Origin of the sequence: Phenylobacterium sp. RIFCSPHIGHO2_01_FULL_69_31 (assembly GCF_001824475.1) — a bacterium.
In the GTDB taxonomy this organism is placed as follows: Bacteria; Pseudomonadota; Alphaproteobacteria; order Caulobacterales; family Caulobacteraceae; genus Phenylobacterium.
In genome coordinates, this window is the sequence record NZ_MHXN01000042.1 from 146,259 (window position 1) to 163,218 (window position 16,960).

Sequence of the window (16,960 nt, forward strand, 5' to 3'; positions counted from 1 at the left end):
TTTAAGCGTCCGCGGCGACCTTGGCCGAGACGATCTTGCCGGGGTTGCGCGGCGGCTCGCCCTTGGGCAGCGAGTCCACATGCTCCATCCCCTCGGTCACCTCGCCCCAGACGGTGTACTGGCCGTCGAGGAAGCGGGCGTCGTCGAAGCAGATGAAGAACTGGCTGTTCGCCGAGTTCGGGTTGGCGGTGCGGGCCATCGAGCAGACGCCGCGCACGTGCGGCTCCTTGGAGAACTCCGCCGGCAGGTTCGGCTTGTTCGAGCCGCTGGTGCCGGTGCCCGTGGGATCGCCGCCCTGGGCCATGAAGCCCGGGATCACGCGGTGGAAGACCACGCCGTCGTAGAAGCCTTCGCGGGCCAGCTCCTTGATGCGGGCCACGTGCTGGGGCGCGAGATCCGGCCGCAGCTTGATCGTCACGGGGCCGGTTTCCAGCTCCAGCAGAAGGGTGTTTTCGGCGTCCATCATTTCACCTCGACAGGGATGTTCACGTCACAGGCCGTGAAGTTTGCGCCGCCCGCGGCCTTTGCGCGGGCGATCTCGGCCTTGAACCACGGTCCGGCCGGATCGATCACGCGGATCTTCGGCCGGTCTTTCTCAGGCATATCGCTCAGCAGGCGCAGGCGTTCCATGCGGTCCTGCGGATCGGGCACGGGCTCGCCGACCTTGATGGCGCGCACCACGTCCAGACCCGAGATCACCCGCCCCCAGGCGGTATAGCGCCGCTCCAGCATCGGGTAGTGCGCGCGCATCAGGAAGAATTGGCTGTTGGCCGAATCCTCGGCCTCGCCGCGCGCCGCGCCGCCCACGCCGGGACAGAACAGGCCGTAGCCGGAAATCTTCCCGTCGCGGGTGAGCGGGGCCAGCATCATCGACTGGGTGGTGACGGGCAGCGACTTGATGAAGCCCACCTCGGCCACGCTCTGGTCGGCGACCAGGGCGAAGGGCGTCTCGGGGCCGCGGCGGAACTGGAACTCGGCCTTCACGTCGGGCTTGGTCGAGCCGCCAGTGCCCCGGTTCTCCGGGTCGCCGGTCTGGGCCATGAAGTCGTCGATGACCCTGAAGAAGGTATGCCCGTCGTAGAAGTGCTCGCGGGCGAGCTCGCGGATGCGCGTGGTCCACAGCGGCGCGACCTCGGGAACCAGCTCGACGATGATGCGGCCCTTGTTGGTGTCGATCACCAGCACGTCGTCGGCGTTGGGCGTGCGCCAGTCGGCGGCGCTCGGCGCGGACGGCTGCGGCGCGGCGGGAGCCGGCGCCTTCTGCGCGGAAGCGGTGGTCGCGAGGGCCGCGAACGCTGCGGCGAACAGGACGGACTTGAACGTCATGGCGCTCTCGTAGCGAGGTCGCCGCCGCTTCGCCAGAGATTAGGCGCGGCCCACCTTCTCCATCAGCCGGGCCTTCACGGAGGGGCTGACGAACTTCGTCACCTCCCCGCCCAGCACGGCGATCTCCTTGACCAGCTTGGAGGCGATGGCCTGGTGGCGCGGATCGGCCATGAAGAACACCGTCTCGATCTCGCGGTCGAGCTGCTGGTTCATGGCGGTCATCTGAAACTCGAACTCGAAGTCGGCCACGGCGCGCAGGCCGCGCACGATGACGCTGGCGCCGACCTCGCGGGCGAAGTGCATGGTCAGGCCCTCGAAGGGCTGCACCACGATCTCGCACTGATTGCGCAGGGGATCCACCGCCTCCTCGACGATGGCGACCCGCTCGTCGAGCGAGAACAACGGGCCCTTGCCGGCGTTGATGGCGACACCGATGACCAGCTTGTCCACCAGCTTGGCGGCGCGGCCCATGATGTCGGTATGCCCGTTATGGATGGGATCGAACGTACCCGGATAGAGTCCGACGCGGGTCATGCGGCTCAGGATCCCCCCAACTCGACCTCCGCCCTTTCGCCGCCGGGCGCTTGGATGGCAAGCGGAAATCGACCTGCCGCAGGGTGAGGGCCGGACGCGCGAAACCGTGGGTCGTGGTCCAGGGTTTCGCGCGCAGGACTATTCCTGTCCGGTCTCGGGCGCGGCGGCGGCGTCGTCCCCGGCGTCGGGGCCCGCGACCTCGACGTCGTCCTCACCCTGGTCGGCGAGGCGCTCGACCGAGACCACGTGCTCCGAGGCGCTGGTCCGGAAGATGGTGACGCCCTGGGTGTTGCGGCCCGCCAGCCGGACCTGGCCCACCCGGGTGCGGATGAGCTGGCCCTGGTCGGTCACCAGCAGGATCTCGTCGGCCTCGTCCACCGGGAACGATGCGGCCAGGCGGCCGCCGCGCTTGGTGAGGTCCTGGGCCAGCAGGCCCTGACCACCGCGGCCGGTACGCCGGAACTCGTAGGCCGAGGTCCGCTTGCCGAAGCCTTCGGTGGAGACCGTGAGGATGATCTCCTCGGCCGCCCCCAGTTCGGCGATGCGGTCGGGGCTCAGGCTGACCTGGTCCTCGCCGCCCTCGCCGTCGTCCTCTTCGACCGTCGCCGTGTCTTCGCCGTCCTCCCCGTCCGTCGCCGCCCGCATCAGCTTGGCGTGCTTGAGGTAGGCCGCGCGCTCCGCCGGGGTGGCCGGCACAGCGCGCAGGATGGCCATGGAGATGACGCTGTCGCCCTCGGCCAGGCGAATGCCACGCACGCCGGTGGAATCACGGCCGGCGAAGACCCGCACCTCCTCCGTGGCGAAGCGGATGCAGCGGCCCAGCGCCGTGGTCAGCAGGATATCGTTCTGCTCGGCGTTGCAGACGCCCACGCCGATGATCTGGTCGCCCTCGTCCAGCTTCATGGCGATCTTGCCGTTGCGCTTGATGCCGATGAAGTCGCTGAGCTTGTTCCGGCGGACGTTCCCCGACCGGGTCGCGAACATCACGTCGTACTGGTCCCAGGTCGCCTCGTCCTCAGGCAGCGGCAGGATCGAGGTGATGCTCTCGCCGGGTTCGATGGGCAGCAGGTTGACGAACGCCTTCCCGCGCGAGGTCGGCGTGCCCACCGGCAGGCGCCACACCTTGAGCTGGTAGGCCTTGCCGCCCGACGAGAAGAACAGCATCGGCGTGTGCGTGTTGGCGGAGAACACGCGGGTGACGGCGTCCTCCTCCTTGGTCGCCATGCCCGAGCGACCCTTCCCGCCCCGGTGCTGGGTTCGGTAGAGGCTGAGCGGCGTACGCTTCACATAGCCGCCGTGGGTCACGGTGATGACCATGTCCTCGCGGGCGATCAGGTCCTCGTCCTCGACATCGGCGTCGCCGTCGATGATCTCGGTCCGGCGCGGCACGGCGAAGGCCTCCCTCACCGCCACCAGCTCCTCGCGGACGATGCCCATGATCTTCTCGCGCGAGGCCAGGATCTCGAGGTGCCCGCGGATCATCTCCGCCAGTTCGCGCGCCTCGCCGAAGATCTCGTCGCGGCCCAGGCCGGTCAGGCGCGACAGGGTCAGCGCCAGGATGGCGCGCGCCTGTTCGTCGGTGAGCCGGATCTCGTTGCCGCCGATCACGAGCGTACGCGGGTCGGCGATCAGCTCGACCAGCGGCAGCATGTCGCCGGCCGGCCAGTCCCTGGCCACCAGGCGCTCGCGCGCCTCGGTCGGGTCCTTGGACGAGCGGATGATGTGGATGAACTCGTCGATATTGGCCACAGCGATGGCCAGGCCAACCAAGACGTGGCCGCGGTCGCGGGCCTTGGACAGTTCGAACTTGGTGCGGCGGACCACCACCTCTTCGCGGAACTCCACGAAGGCGGTGATCATCTCCCGGAGGCCCATCTGCTCGGGCCGGCCGCGGTTCAGCGCCAGCATGTTGACCCCGAACGAGGTCTGCAGCGGCGTGAAGCGGTAGAGCTGGTTCAGCAACACGTCCGCCGAGGCGTCGCGCTTCATCTCGATGACGATGCGCATGCCCTGACGGTCGCTCTCGTCGCGCAGGTCCGAGACCCCTTCAACCCGCTTTTCGCGCACCAGTTCGGCGATGCGCTCGACCAGCGCCGCCTTGTTCACCTGGTACGGGATCGCCGTGATGATGATCGCCTCGCGATCCTTCCGGATCTCCTCGACGTTGGCGATGCCGCGCATGATCACCGAGCCGCGGCCGGTCATCAGCGCCGTGCGCGGTCCGGTGCGGCCCACGATCTGGCCACCCGTCGGGAAGTCGGGCCCCGGCACGATGTCCAGCAGCGCGTCCAGGCCGATTTCGGGATCGTCGATATAGGCGAGGCAGGCGTCGACCACTTCGCCCAGGTTATGCGGCGGGATGTTGGTGGCCATGCCGACGGCGATGCCGCCCGCGCCGTTCACCAGCAGGTTGGGGATGCGCGACGGCAGGACCACCGGCTCCTGCTCGGAGCCGTCGTAGTTGTCCTTGAAGTCGACCGTGTCCTTGTCCAGGTCCGCCAGGATCGCCATGGCGGCCCGCGTCATGCGGCTCTCGGTGTAGCGCATGGCCGCCGGCGGATCGTTGTCGACCGAGCCGAAGTTCCCCTGGCCGTCGATCAGCAACAGGCTCATCGAGAACGGCTGCGCCAGGCGCACCAAGGTGTCGTAGATCGCGACGTCGCCGTGCGGGTGATACTTACCCATCACGTCACCGACGACCCGGGCCGACTTCACGTAGCTGCGGTCAGGCGTGTGACCCTGTTCGCCCATGGAGAACAGGATCCGCCGGTGCACTGGCTTCAGACCGTCGCGCACGTCCGGTAGGGCGCGGCTGACGATCACGCTCATGGCGTAGTCGAGGTACGAGCGCTTCAGCTCGTCTTCGATGGCGATAGGGGCGATGCCCCCCGGGCCGTGTTCGGGCGGGGTGGTGGTGCTGTCGTCGGTCAAGGGAGGGAAAAACCGTTCGAATCGGACTGGTTAAATAGGGGCTCCAGTTAGCACCCCCAAGCGCCGGACGCCACTTCACGCGCACGCATGTGCGTACACGCGCGTACGCGAGGGCTAAAGCCTAGGCTGATGACCTTGGCCGTTCGAAGCTCTAGGCTGGCCGGATGCCGCTCGCCTTTGGCCAGAATGCGCCCTGGTTCACCGCCCGGACGCCCTCCAACCCGGAATTCGCTTTCGACACGACCGCCGGCCGCCATGTGCTGGTGCTGTTCCTCCCGGACGCGCCCGAGCCCCGGCTGGCGGCGCTCCGGGCGCTTGCGGCGAACCAGCGGCTGTTCGACGAGGTGAAGGCCTGCGCCCTGGTGGTGTACCGCGACGGCGCCATGGAGGCCGGCCTGCGGGACATGCGCGGCCTGCGCTGGATGCTGGATGCGGATGGATCGATCACCCGCCACTACGGCCCCCAGCCGCACTGGCTGCTGCTCGACCCGACGCTGCGGGCCATGGCCACGGCGCCGGTGGAGGCGGCCGAGGCGATGCTGGCCCAGGTCGCCGCCCTGCCCGCCCCCGCCGACCACGCCGGAACGCCCCTGCACGCCCCGGTTCTGATCGTGCCGCGGGTCCTCGAGCCCGAGCTCTGCCAGGCGCTGATCGAGATGCACCAGGCGGACGGCGGGGAGTTCACCGGCGTCATGCGCGATATCGATGGCCGCACCGTGCCGGTCATGGACGAGCTGAAGAAGCGGCGCGACCTGTGGATCCGCGATCCCGAACTCCAGGCCGCCCTTCGCGAGCGCCTGGAGCGTCGTCTCTTCCCGATGATCCTCCGCGGCCTCGGTTTCACGGTCACTGAGATCGAGCGCTACCTGGTGAGCTGCTACGACGCCGGCGACGGCGGCGTGTTCCACCCCCATCGGGACAACACCACCCGCGGCACCGCGCACCGCAAGTTCGCCTGCTCGATCAACCTGAACGACGGCTTCGAGGGCGGGGACCTGCGCTTCCTTGAGTACGGCTCCGCCACCTACCGCCCGCCGCTCGGGGGCGCCGTGGTGTTCTCCTGCGCCATGATGCACGAGGCGCGGCCGGTGACGGCGGGCCGCCGCTACGCCTTCCTGCCCTTCTTCTACGACGAGGCCGGGACGGCCACCCTGCGGGCCTACCAGGCCGAGGTGGCGGGCGCCGAGGGAGCTGCGGCGTGAGCGGTCGCTGGGCCCTGCCTCCGCTCAGCCTGGGCGACATGGCGCCGGAGTTCGCGGCGGTCAGCCGCACCAACCCGGCCTTCCACTTCAGCACGGTCGCCGGCCGGCACGTGCTGCTGGCCTTCATGCCGCGCGATGCCGCCGCCCGGGACGCGGCCATCGCCGCCGTGGAGCCCCTCATGCGGCGTTTCGAGGGGCGCTTCCTGGCCGCCTTCTTCGTCGCGCGGGAACCCGAGAGCGACGCCATCCCGCCCGACCACGCGCCGGGCCAGCGCTGGTTCTTCGACCCCGAGGACCGGATCGCGCCGCTGTTCCATCTGGGTCCGGAGGAAGGCGCGTGGCTGCTGCTGGATCCCGCCAGCCGCCTCGTCGCCCGTGCGCCGATCGACCAGCCCGAGGCCGTGTTCGGCCCGATCCTCGCCGGCCTGCCGCCACTCGACGCCTACGCAGGCGTCTCGCTGGTCGCGCCGGTGCTGATCGTGCCGCGGGTCTTCGAGCCGGAGTTCTGCCGCCGGCTGATCGACCTCTACGAAGCCCGTGGCGGCGAGCCCTCCGGCGTCATGCGCGATGTCGACGGACGCACCGTCGGGATCATGGACGGCATGAAGAAGCGCCGCGACGTGAACCTCAAGGACGACGCCGACCTCCGCGCCGAGATCATCGCCCGTATCCGGCGCGCCATCGCGCCGATGGTCCGGCGCACCTTCCAGTTCGACGCCACCCGCATCGAGCGCTACATCGTCTCCTGCTACGACGCGGAGGAAGGCGGCTATTTCCACGCGCACCGCGACAACCAGAGCCTCGCCACGGCGCATCGCCGCTTCGCCTGTTCCATCAACCTCAACGCGGGCGAGTACGACGGCGGCGACCTGCGCTTTCCCGAGTTCGGGACCCGGACCTATCGGCCCCCGACCGGCGGCGCGGTCGTGTTCAACTGCAACCTCCTGCACGAGGCCACGCCGGTCACCCGCGGCCGTCGGTACGCCTTCCTGCCGTTCCTCTACGACGAAGAAGGCCAGCGCATCCGGGAGCGGAACCTGGCGTTGATGGAGTCCCGCGCGCCGCAGCCCGCCGACGCGCGCTAAGCCGAGGTTCATCCAGCGCCCGTCACCCTGGCGCCGAAATCAGCCGTAGAGTCCGCCGCCACATGAAAGCCGCCCCCGCCTTCCTGATCGCCCTCGCCGCGCTCGCGCCCACCGGCGCGGCCCAGGCCGCCACGACGATCCTGCCCGGCTACTGGGAGTCCACGAACCGGCTGCTGTCGCCCATCAAGCAGAGTAAGACCGAGAAGCGCTGCATCACGCCGGCCGACGTGGACAAGTTCCTGGCCGGCCCCTCCAACCGCCACTACGCCTGCACCTACCCCACCAAGGTGTTCTCGGGCGGCCGGATCACCCTCAAGGGGACCTGCGTCAGCAAGAAGGGCCGCAAGGTCGCGGTCCAGGGCTCCGGCTCCTACACCCCGACCAGCTTCAACCTGACCGCAGAGATCGCCACCGAGTTCCTGGGCCTGGACATCGCCGGCAAGGCCTCCACCGAAGCCCGCCGCATCGCCGACGCCTGCCCGCCCCCCGAGCCCAGCCCCGCTGCGGCGGCGAACTAGCGTCAGCTGGCGACGGGCGGAGCTGCGCCACGCCCGCCCCGCGTCTTGACTCGCCGCGCGGCGGCGCGTTGCTCACGCCCAAGATGACCGACACCATCACCTACGCCGGCTACCTGGGCCTCGACCGGCTGCTCACCGCCCAGCACCCCACCACCGACCGCCACGACGAGATGCTCTTCATCGTCATCCACCAGACGAAGGAGCTGTGGCTGAAGGAGATCATCCACGAGGTGCGGCTGGCAAAGCGCCTGATCCGCTCGCAGGAGGTGGAGCCGGCCTACAAGGCTCTCGCCCGGGTCTCGCGCATCCAGACGATCATGACCCTGTCGTGGGACGTCCTGGCGACCATGACCCCGTCCGACTACCTCAGCTTCCGGGCAGGCCTCGGGACCAGCTCGGGCTTTCAGTCCTGGCAGTTCCGCACCCTGGAATACCTCCTGGGCCTCAAGGACGCCTCGTTCCTGGCGTTCCAGGACGAGGGCAGCGAGGCGCTCGCGACCCTTAAAGCCGCGCTCGAGGCGCCAAGCCTCTACGACGACGCCATCCATCGCCTGGCGGCCCACGGCCTCGACGTCCCCGCCGAGGTGCTTGAGCGCGACGTGACCCAGCCCTATGCGCCCCACCCCGCCGTCGAGGACGCCTGGCTGGCGGTCTACCGGGACACCCGGCGCTACTGGGAACTCTACCAGCTGGCCGAGAAGCTGGTGGACCTGGACGACGCCCTGCTGACCTGGCGGCACAAGCACGTGCTGACCGTCGAGCGCATCATCGGGGGCAAGCGCGGCACCGGCGGCAGCGAGGGCGCCAGCTACCTGCAGCGCACCCTGCAGCGCCGCTGCTTCCCCGAGCTCTGGTCCCTGAGGACCCGGCTCTAGCCGTGTTCGACAAGCCTTAATCGAATCCGCCAACCCTGGCCTCACATCCCTGGAGGGCGACGCCCGTGACCCGCGACCTTTCGCAAGCCGGGCGCCGGAGAGCCGCCGATCTCCTCCGCCGCGCCGTCGACGCCGACGGCAGGAAGGACTTCGCCCTCGCCGCCAGGCTCGCCACGGACGCCGCCGCGGCCGACGCCGGGAGCGGCCAGGCCTGGCGCCTGCTCGCGGTGTTCCGGGAAAAGCTTGGGGACTACGCCGGCGCGCTGGACGCCTACGAACACGCCCTGGCGATCGCGCCGAACGAGGCCGGCCTCGCCCGCGACATCGCCCGCCTCGCCAGTCTCCTGCGCCTGCCGCAGCTCGCGGAGAGGTTCCTCCTGCGCGCCCGCCAGCAGGACCCCGCCTCCATCGAGATCGCCAACGACCTGGCCTACGCCTATTGCGAGCAGTCCCGCTTTCCAGAGGCGATCGACCTGCTTCGCGGCGCCATCACGGACAATCCAGGCTCCGCCCTCCTCTGGAACACCCTGGGCTGCGTCCTGTTCGAGTCGGGCCAGGCGGGGCAGTCGCTGGTCTTCTTCGACGAGGCGATCCGGCTGCAGGACGATCTGCACACGGCCCACTTCAACCGCGCGAACGCCCGGCGGGCCGTCGCCGACTTCCGGGGCGCCCTCGACGATTGCGAGCGGGCGATCGCGTTGGGCGCCGACAGCCTCGCCCAGGCGGCCATGTACCGGTACGCGAGGTCCAATCTGCTGCTGGCCGCGGGCGAGATCGGCGCCGGCTGGGACGCCTACGCCGTCCGGAACGAGGAGGCCTATCCGGACTACGTCCATCACGCCTTCGCCGCGCCGGCCTGGACGCCGGGCGAGCCGCTGGCCGGGCGGCGGGTCCTGGTGGTCGGGGAACAGGGACTGGGCGATGAGATTCTCTTCGCCAACGTCCTCGCCGATGTGGCGCGGGAGATCGGCCAGTCGGGCCGGATGCTGCTCGCCGTAGAACCCCGGCTCGTCGCGCTCTTCCAGCGATCCTTCGAGGCGGCGCAGGTGGTGGCCCACGACACGCGCCGCGATCAAGGCCGGACCGTTCGGGACGCCCCGGACATGCCGCCGGACGCCTACGACACCTGGGCGCGCATGGGCGACTTCCTCCGCAGCCATCGGCGCGAGCTGGGCGACTTCCCGACAGCGCCCACCGGCTTCCTCAAGCCCGATCCCCGGCGGGTCGACCATTGGAAAGCCACCCTCGCCGGAATCGGGCCGGGGCCGAAGGTGGGCGTGATCTGGCGGAGCCTGGTGATGACCTCGCAGCGCCAGAAATTCTATCCCCCGCTCGACCTCTGGCGCCCGGTCTTCGGCGCCCCCGGCGTGACCTTCATCAACCTCCAGATCGGCGACTGCGACGACGAGCTGCGCGTCATCGCCCAGAGCCTGAACGGGGACATCCGCGCCCTCCCCGGCCTCGACCTGCGCATGGACCTCGACGAGCTTGCCGCGCTCAGCCTGGCGCTGGACCTGGTGATCGGCCCGGCGACCGCCACGACCAACATCGCCGCCGCCGTCGGCGCGCCGACCTGGCTGGTCACCACGCCCGACGCTTGGCCGCGACTCGGCGCGGACGGCTATCCCTGGTACCCTCAGGCCCGCGTCTTCGCGGGCGAGAAGTCCTACGACTGGGCGAACGTGATGGAGGGCGTCGGCGCCGCGCTGCGCGCCGCGTTCCCGCCCCCTCAAACGAAGAAGGCGGCCAGCTCCAAAGGGAACTGACCGCCGGTTCTGATCCTAGCGGACGTTCGGCCCTAGAACGGGATCTCGTCGTCCAGGTTGGCGGAGAAGTCTTCGCGGGGGGCCGAGCTGGACTGGCGCGGGCCGGAGGAGAAGCCGCCGCCATAGCCGCCGCCTTCGCCCTGCTCGGCGTCGCCGCCACGGCCGTCCAGCATGGTCAGTTCGCCGCGGAACTTCTGCAGCACCACCTCGGTGGAGAACTTCTCCTGTCCCGACTGGTCGGACCATTTGCGGGTCTGCAGGCTGCCCTCGATGTAGACCTTGGCGCCCTTGCGCAGATAGTTCTCAGCCACCTTCACGAGGTTCTCGTTGAAGATCACCACCCGGTGCCACTCGGTCTTTTCCTTTCGCTCGCCGGAATTGCGGTCGCGCCAGGTCTCGGACGTGGCGATGCGGAGGTTGGCGACCCGGTCGCCCGAGCCCAGCGAGCGGATCTCGGGGTCGGCGCCCAGATTGCCCACCAGGATGACTTTGTTGACGCTGCCCGCCATGTCGATGTGTTCCTTGGTTTCCGTAGAAGGCGGGCCGATGCCCGTCGTTGAGCGCGCCAGAAAGGTTCGCAGCGGGCGACGCTAGCGCGTCGCGGAAACGGCATCAACCCAAATGTTCCGCTTACGTTCTCGCCTCGCGGAACCCGTCCACAGATGAATCCGCTACTGCGGCATCGCCCCGGGGATCGCCAGCCGGCCGTCTCCCGTCCGCACGAGGGCCACATAGCGCGGCCCCTCCAGCGAGGTGGAGGTCATCACGCCCTCCTTCACCAGGAACAGGAAGTTGGCCTGGTAGGCGCCGTAGATCTCCTGCTGGTTGCCGCCCAGGGTCAGGAACTTGATGCGCATGGCCTCGAGGTTGGCCGCGCACTGCTCCAGGCTCGCCGCCTGCACCAGCTTGTTGTACTTCAGCGAGCCGTCCTTCTGCGGGACCACGTGGTAGCAGATCCCGGCGTCGCCCGGCGGCGTGGTCTTCTTCGCGCAGGCGGTGAGCGCCAGGGCGGCGACAGCGAGGACAAGCAGGGGTTTCGCGGACATGGCCGCGAACCTATCCCACCGGCGGCAGACTGCAATCCGGAGCCTGCGGGACAAGGGTGCGGAAGGCCCGGTTGTCGTCCGAGATCTCGACCTTGCCGGCCACCAGCCGCAGGGTCTGGGAGCCGAACCGCCCGTACGAGGCGCCGCCCGGCCGCTCGCAGCGGCCGGCGAACAGGGTCTGGACACAGGCGTCGAGCCCCCCATCCTCGGAGACGCGCCGCCAGCGGCCGCCCCCATGACGCCAGCATGTGCCCGGCAGCGCGCTCTCGACGTCGGCCTCCTCGGACTCCGCCGGCGGCAGCGCGGACTCCTCGGTGGCGGACAGCGGCCCCTCCTCGACCGGCGGCAGCGGGATGAGCTGGGCGCCGGCCTGCTGCGCCGCGGCCAGAGCCCCCGTCTCGTCCAGGCCCACGTCCAGGGCGTCGGTGGCGACGCCGTTGCGGCGTGCGCAGTCGGTGAGGCTGAGCTCGCCGACGAACTGCCCCTGCACGAAGCAGCGCAGCGGCTTGCCCGGGTCGATGCGGCCGTCTTCCGCCGCGCTGGAATCGATCACCAGCCCGCCCTCGGACGCCGGGGGCGCAGGCGCGGGCCCGCGGTCGCCGGACACCAGCACCCAGGCGATCACGCCGCCGGCGACGAGCGCGCCGAGGCCGCCGAGCACGACGACGGGTGGACCGCGGCGCGGCGGCTTCGGGGCGGATGGCTGGTCGGGGGCCGGAGGGGGCGTCTCCATCGCGTCTCGCTAGCCCCCAAGCGGCCCGCGTTCAAGCCGTCTAGCCGCCGAGACGCGAGAGCGCGGCCTGATAGTTGGCGAGCTGGTTCTTCAGATAGGCGGGAACCTCGCCGGTCGCGGCGGCTGCAGCGGCCGCAGCGGCGGCCTGCTGGCTCTGCGGCGTCGCCTGGGTCACCAGGTCCTTGTAAGCCTTGCGCACCACGCCCATGGCGTTGGCGATGTCCGCCGCCGAGTGGGCGATCTCCAGGGCGGTGTCCAGCCGCAGGTCCGCCTCCAGGCCGAGACCGAAGATCTGCCCCTTGCCGTCGGCGGGCACAGAGGCGCCCTTGTCGCTGATCACGGTGTTGCGGACGATGCCCTCGGGGATGCCCAGGAACTCCAGGGCGTCCTTGTTCACCTTGCCCGCGCCGAACTCGATCACCGTCCGGTTGTTGAGCGGTGTCACCGTCAGCTTCCGCACGCCGCCCGAGGTGGTGACCGCGACCTTGGCCTGGAAGCCGGTGGCGCGCTTGATCTTGGTGGCAAGCGTGTTGAGCGTGTCGTCGGCGTCGATGGTGACCGTCTGGGCCCGCCCTGTGCCGGAGCGCACGGTGAACTGCTCGCCCGCCCGCAGGCTGCTCGCCGCGGTGATCTTCTGCGAATCGGTGAAGTCGAGCGTGCCCTTGGGCAGGCCCAGCCGGTCCAGCGAGCTGGCGCCGCTGGCGTCGACCGCCAGCGAACCGGGCGTCGCGTAGCCTTCCTTGCCGGTGAAGCGCCGAGACCAGTCGGCATTGCCGGTGGCGATGTCGATGCGGGCCAGGAAGCCGTCTTTCTTGCCCACCGGGGGCTGGCCCGGCAGATCGGTTCCGGCCGAGCCCGCGACGTAGACCTCGCCATTCGAAACCGAGAGGGCGGTGGCGCGGTCGTCCCCCGTCCCGCCGTAGTAAGCAAGCGTGCCCCCGGCGCTCAGGTCCTTGGGGATCCGCGCGGCGAAGGCGTCGACGCCGCCCGAGAGCGCCTTGGTCGTGCTGCCCACCGCCAGGCCGCCGTTCGAGGTCGAGCCGGCGATCACCACGTCGCCGCCGTCCAGCGACAGCCCCACGATGTCGCCGCCCTGCAGATCACCCAGGTCTCGGGTGGAGGTCAGGACCGGCGATCCGGACGAGATGTCGAAGCGGCGCAGCACCGCGCGCCCGTCCTCGACGCTGGCGGTGATCAGGTTCGTCCCGTCCAGCACCATCCCCGCCGGACGGTCCGCGCCGGCCGAGCCGAAGCTCTGGGTGAAGGTCGCCGGCACCTTGCCCTTGGTGATGGGGTCGGTGGATGGGGGGCCAAAGCCCTCGATGTAGCTGTCCCAGTCGCCCAGGCTGGTGGCGCCCGGCAGCGCGGACTTCGAGCGGCCGGCCACATAGACCATGTTGTTGTCGCCGAAGACGATCTGGCTCGCCTCGTCGGCCAGCCGCGCGCCGCGCCGCTGGGTCCACATTTCCTCGCCCTCGGCGTTGAACACCGTCACGAAGCTGTCTGTCTGGTCGGCGAAGGCCCCGTTCGGCCCCGAGTTCATCGCCCCTTCCTGGGCGCCGTTGAGGCCGCCGACCACGGAGCCTGCGATCGCCACGCGACCGTCGGCGGCCACCGCCAGGCCCAGGCCCGAAGCCTTGTCCGAGGCGCCGAGCGTGCGGGTGTAGAGCAGATTGCCGGCCGAATCGTACTTGAGCAGGGCCACGTCCTGCTCGCCCTTGATGTCCTGGCCGCCGGTCTTGTTGGTCACATCGGCCAGCATGTAGACCGAGCCGTCGGGGCCGACCTTGGTGGCGCGGACCGTCTTGATCTCGGCGCTCAGCGTCTTGGCGAACGCCCGCCCATCCACCCAGTTGGCGTCGTTCTGGCCCGCCACCGGCGCGTCGACCGTAGCCGTGTCCGTCTGGAACTTGAGCAGCTGCTGACTGATGACGCCGTCGTCGGTGTCGACCTTGCCGTCCGGATTGGGGTCGCCGATGGCCTGGGTCATGTAGACCGCGGGCTCGGTCGCCGCCGCGCTGAACGTCACCGTCTCGCCACCCGGCTTGACCTTGAAGGCCCACTGGTCCGGTCCGGGCCCCAGCTTGATCGTCTGGCCGCCCGCCTGGATCGTGCGTTCGGCCCCCGGCAGGCGCTGGGTGGCGAAGCGCGTATCGACGCCCGCGGCCTCAAGCTTGCCGTTGATGAAGTTGACCACATTGGCCATCGACCGGGTGCCGACGACGTCGTTCAGGTCGATGTCGATGTTGGACGTCACGCCGGAGCGCTTGACCGCGATGGAGAATTTCACGTTGCCGGCGAACTGCGGCACGGCGTCGGCGCTGGTGCCGGCGAAGATCGGCGTGGTGACGTACTCGGTCTTGTTGGCCTGCACCGGGACGGTCGTCTTGGCGGAGGTGGCGACCTCGCCCGACGTCAGCCGCACCTTGTCCAGGTCCGCGGCCTTCGAATAGGCCATCACCTCGTTCAGGCCCTTGGCGAAGGTGCTCTGGATCCGGGACTTCTCGGCGCTGCTCAGGCCCTTCTTCTGGATCTGCTCCACCAGGCCGTTCAGCACGGACAGGCCCTGATAGAGCGCGAAGAGTTTCCGATAGTCCTGGCTCGCCCCCGGCAGGTCGAGCTGGGCGGCGCTTTCGTTGATGAATTTGCGGCCCGCCAGCACGCCCTTGACGGCGGCGCTGGCCTCGGCCGCGGTGGTTTCCTGGGTCCACGGCGCGGTGGGCGCCACGCGCTTGCTCGAGCTCGAACCGCCGGCCAGCGACACCCCGCCAACACCCGCGCGGGTGTTGTAGATGCCGAGCAGCAGATTCGTGTCGATGGGTGTGACCATGGCGCTCTTCGGCGGCTAGCTAGTCCGCCGCCTGCAACCTTGCGGCAAGGATCGTTTACGGCTTGCTAAGGACCGAAAGAAAAAGAGCCTGGGCGACCGGCGCCCAGGCTCTCTCTTACGCCCCAACGGAAACTTGGACGGCTTAGCCGCCGCGGAAGAGCTGCAGCACGATCTGGGGCGCCTGGTTGGCGATCGACAGCGCCTGGGCGCCGAGCTGCTGCTGGACCTGGAGGCCCTGAAGGCGCGCGCTCTCCTTGGCGAGGTCGGCGTCGACCAGGTTGCCCACGCCGGCTTCCAGCACGTCGGTCAGCTTCGAGACGAAGCCCAGGTGAGCCTCGATCTGCTTGCCCTGCGAGCCGAGGTTGCCCAGCGCCTGGTTCACCTGGGTGATCGAGGTGTTGAGGTTCGACAGGATGGCGGTGGCGTTGGTGACCGTCGAGATCGACGCCGCGCTTCCGATGGTGATGATCGAACCGCCCAGCGACATGTTCTGGGTGGACAGGGTGATCCGCTGCGTGGCCTCGGCATTGGCCAGGAACTGGATGTTCGCGCCGACCGAGCCATCCAGGAGGTTGGCGCCGTCGAACGAGGCGTTCGAGGTGACTTGCTGGATCTGGCGAAGGAGCGACTTGAAGTCCGAATCGAGCGCGGTGCGCGAGGCTGCGTCCAGCGACGTGTCCATCGCGGCGACGACCTTGGACTTCAGATCCACGAGCAGATCCGAGATCGTCTCGCCGGCGGTCATCGTTACTTCGGCGATCGACTGGGCGCGATCCAGGCTCATCCGCACGGCGCCCAAGGCGCCGATGTCGGCCCGCTGGCCCTGGGCGATGGCCCAGACCGCCGCGTTGTCCTTCGCGTTGGCGATCTTCAGGCCGGTGTTCACCCGGTTCTGGACGTTGGCCAACTCGTCGTTGGTCCGGTTCAGGTTCTGCAGCGCGGTCAGCGCGGACTTGTTCGTGTTGACGCTGATCGTCATGACGCTCTCCTAGCGGCGGGACGCCCTCGGCTGCGACTCGCATCCAGGACGTGGCTTCAAGCTAGGAAGCGCTGGTTCCAATATGGTTAACAACATTAACGACGTTTGCCGCCGCCAGGCTGGCCTGGGGCGGTCGGGACAATTTGTCCTAGGTGCGCGCGGGGGCTGCGCGCCCTTTGGGATCAGACCTCGGTTCGGATGACGGTCCCGGCGGCGTACTGTCCGCCATCCTTGAGCTTCAGGACCTCCGCCCTGGGCAGCTGCTGGATGACCTCGCCGGTGAGCCGATTGATCGTTTTGTAGACGAACGAACCGCTGGCTTGATCCACTTCTATGACCAGTCGCATCTCGACCGGATCCGGCCCCTTGGCGACCGGCGGCTCGCTCTTGGCGGGCGGCGCGGTCTGAAGCTGGGGCCTTCCGGACTCGGGCGCGGGCGCGACGGCCGCGAGCTTTCTGTCCATTTCTCCCTTCGCTGAACGTGCGTGCAGCGCTCCAGATCAGGGCGAACGGCGGGCAAGGTCTCCCCTGCCCGCCGACGCGATTGACGGACCGCGGAGCCCTGGAGCTCCGCGGCGCCTGGCCTTAACGGAAGAGGCCGAGCAGGATCGAGGACGACTGGTTCGCGATCGAGAGAGCCTGAACGCCCAGCTGCTGCTTGGTCTGCAGAGCCTGGAGCTTGGCGCTTTCCTTCGCGAGGTCGGCGTCGACGAGGTTGCCCACGCCGGCGTCGATCGAGTCCTGGAGCTTGTTCACGAAGTCCAGGTGCGAACCCAGCGACTTCGAGCCCGTGCCCAGGCGGCTCAGGGCCGTCGAGACGTTGGTGATCGAGGTGTTCACCGTGGCGATCATGGCGGTCGCCGTGGAGATCGTGCCGATCGAACCCGCCGCCGCGACCGTCACGTTCGAACCGCCGAGCGCGAGGCTCTGCGCAGCGACCGTGATCTTCGAGGTGGCGTCGGCGTTCGCCAGAGCCGCGATCGTGGTGCCGCCCGACTTGACCATGTTGATGCCGTTGAATTCGGCGTTCGACACGGCCTTGGACAGCTGGTCACGGAGCGCCTTGAAGTCTTCGTTCAGGGCGGTGCGGCTGTTGGCGTCGAGCGAGGCGTCGGCGGCGGCCAGGGCCTTTTCC

Annotated in this window: 16 protein-coding genes; 5 read left to right on the forward strand and 11 right to left on the reverse strand. The window is 69.3% G+C overall.

The window, feature by feature from the left end; translation table 11 throughout:
* Position 1 precedes the first annotated feature (1 nt).
* The 4 genes from A2790_RS22015 to gyrA form a co-directional block, all read right to left on the reverse strand.
* A complete protein-coding gene (locus tag A2790_RS22015) occupies positions 2 to 466 on the reverse strand; it encodes a peptidylprolyl isomerase (protein WP_068878622.1) in 465 nt (154 codons plus the stop codon).
* Positions 463 to 1,326, reverse strand: coding sequence for a peptidylprolyl isomerase (locus A2790_RS22020; protein ID WP_293396502.1), 864 nt, complete (start codon positions 1,324 to 1,326; stop codon positions 463 to 465). Before A2790_RS22020 ends, A2790_RS22015 begins: the two co-directional genes overlap by 4 nt.
* 39 nt (positions 1,327 to 1,365) lie before the next feature.
* The gene (coaD, locus tag A2790_RS22025) at positions 1,366 to 1,860 is read right to left on the reverse strand and encodes a pantetheine-phosphate adenylyltransferase (RefSeq protein ID WP_293396505.1); all 495 of its coding nucleotides are present in this window, start codon (positions 1,858 to 1,860) and stop codon (positions 1,366 to 1,368) included.
* A gap of 138 nt (positions 1,861 to 1,998) precedes the next feature.
* Positions 1,999 to 4,791 (reverse strand): DNA gyrase subunit A, encoded by a 2,793-nt coding sequence (gyrA, locus tag A2790_RS22030; protein WP_293396508.1) that lies wholly within the window; start codon positions 4,789 to 4,791, stop codon positions 1,999 to 2,001.
* A gap of 164 nt (positions 4,792 to 4,955) precedes the next feature.
* Here gyrA and A2790_RS22035 point away from each other — a divergent pair, with 164 nt between their 5' ends.
* The 5 genes from A2790_RS22035 to A2790_RS22055 all read left to right on the forward strand — a co-directional run bounded on the left by A2790_RS22035 (position 4,956) and on the right by A2790_RS22055 (position 10,237).
* Complete coding sequence (locus A2790_RS22035; protein WP_293396510.1) at positions 4,956 to 5,993, forward strand: 2OG-Fe(II) oxygenase; 1,038 nt, start codon at positions 4,956 to 4,958, stop codon at positions 5,991 to 5,993.
* Positions 5,990 to 7,078 carry a 2OG-Fe(II) oxygenase gene (locus A2790_RS22040; protein WP_293396512.1) on the forward strand — a complete coding sequence of 363 codons (1,089 nt, stop codon included), beginning with the start codon at positions 5,990 to 5,992 and terminating at the stop codon, positions 7,076 to 7,078. Before A2790_RS22035 ends, A2790_RS22040 begins: the two co-directional genes overlap by 4 nt.
* A gap of 62 nt (positions 7,079 to 7,140) precedes the next feature.
* Complete coding sequence (locus A2790_RS22045) at positions 7,141 to 7,596, forward strand: DUF3617 family protein (protein WP_293396514.1); 456 nt, start codon at positions 7,141 to 7,143, stop codon at positions 7,594 to 7,596.
* An 83-nt stretch (positions 7,597 to 7,679) separates the two neighbouring features.
* Positions 7,680 to 8,471: a tryptophan 2,3-dioxygenase gene (locus tag A2790_RS22050; RefSeq protein ID WP_293396516.1), complete on the forward strand. Its 792-nt coding sequence runs from the start codon at positions 7,680 to 7,682 to the stop codon at positions 8,469 to 8,471.
* 65 nt (positions 8,472 to 8,536) lie between these two features.
* On the forward strand, positions 8,537 to 10,237 hold the full coding sequence (locus tag A2790_RS22055) for a tetratricopeptide repeat protein (protein ID WP_293396518.1): 1,701 nt from the start codon (positions 8,537 to 8,539) through the stop codon (positions 10,235 to 10,237).
* 32 nt (positions 10,238 to 10,269) lie between these two features.
* On the opposite strand, the gene ssb is transcribed toward A2790_RS22055, so the two are convergent.
* The 7 genes from ssb to A2790_RS22090 form a co-directional block, all read right to left on the reverse strand.
* Entirely contained in the window at positions 10,270 to 10,746 is a 477-nt protein-coding gene (ssb, locus tag A2790_RS22060) for a single-stranded DNA-binding protein (protein ID WP_293396519.1), read from the reverse strand.
* 162 nt (positions 10,747 to 10,908) lie between these two features.
* Positions 10,909 to 11,283, reverse strand: a complete 375-nt coding sequence (locus tag A2790_RS22065; protein WP_293396521.1) for a hypothetical protein — start codon at positions 11,281 to 11,283, stop codon at positions 10,909 to 10,911.
* 10 nt (positions 11,284 to 11,293) lie between these two features.
* Positions 11,294 to 12,016, reverse strand: coding sequence for a hypothetical protein (locus tag A2790_RS22070; protein ID WP_293396523.1), 723 nt, complete (start codon positions 12,014 to 12,016; stop codon positions 11,294 to 11,296).
* 40 nt (positions 12,017 to 12,056) lie between these two features.
* Positions 12,057 to 14,846, reverse strand: a complete 2,790-nt coding sequence (locus tag A2790_RS22075; protein WP_293396525.1) for a hypothetical protein — start codon at positions 14,844 to 14,846, stop codon at positions 12,057 to 12,059.
* Between the two features lie 142 nt (positions 14,847 to 14,988).
* Positions 14,989 to 15,825, reverse strand: a complete 837-nt coding sequence (locus A2790_RS22080; protein ID WP_293396527.1) for a flagellin — start codon at positions 15,823 to 15,825, stop codon at positions 14,989 to 14,991.
* A 182-nt stretch (positions 15,826 to 16,007) separates the two neighbouring features.
* Entirely contained in the window at positions 16,008 to 16,289 is a 282-nt protein-coding gene (locus tag A2790_RS22085; protein WP_293396529.1) for a flagellar protein FlaG, read from the reverse strand.
* A 121-nt stretch (positions 16,290 to 16,410) separates the two neighbouring features.
* On the reverse strand, positions 16,411 to 16,960 hold a 550-nt coding region (locus tag A2790_RS22090; protein WP_293396531.1), incomplete at its 5' end, for a flagellin.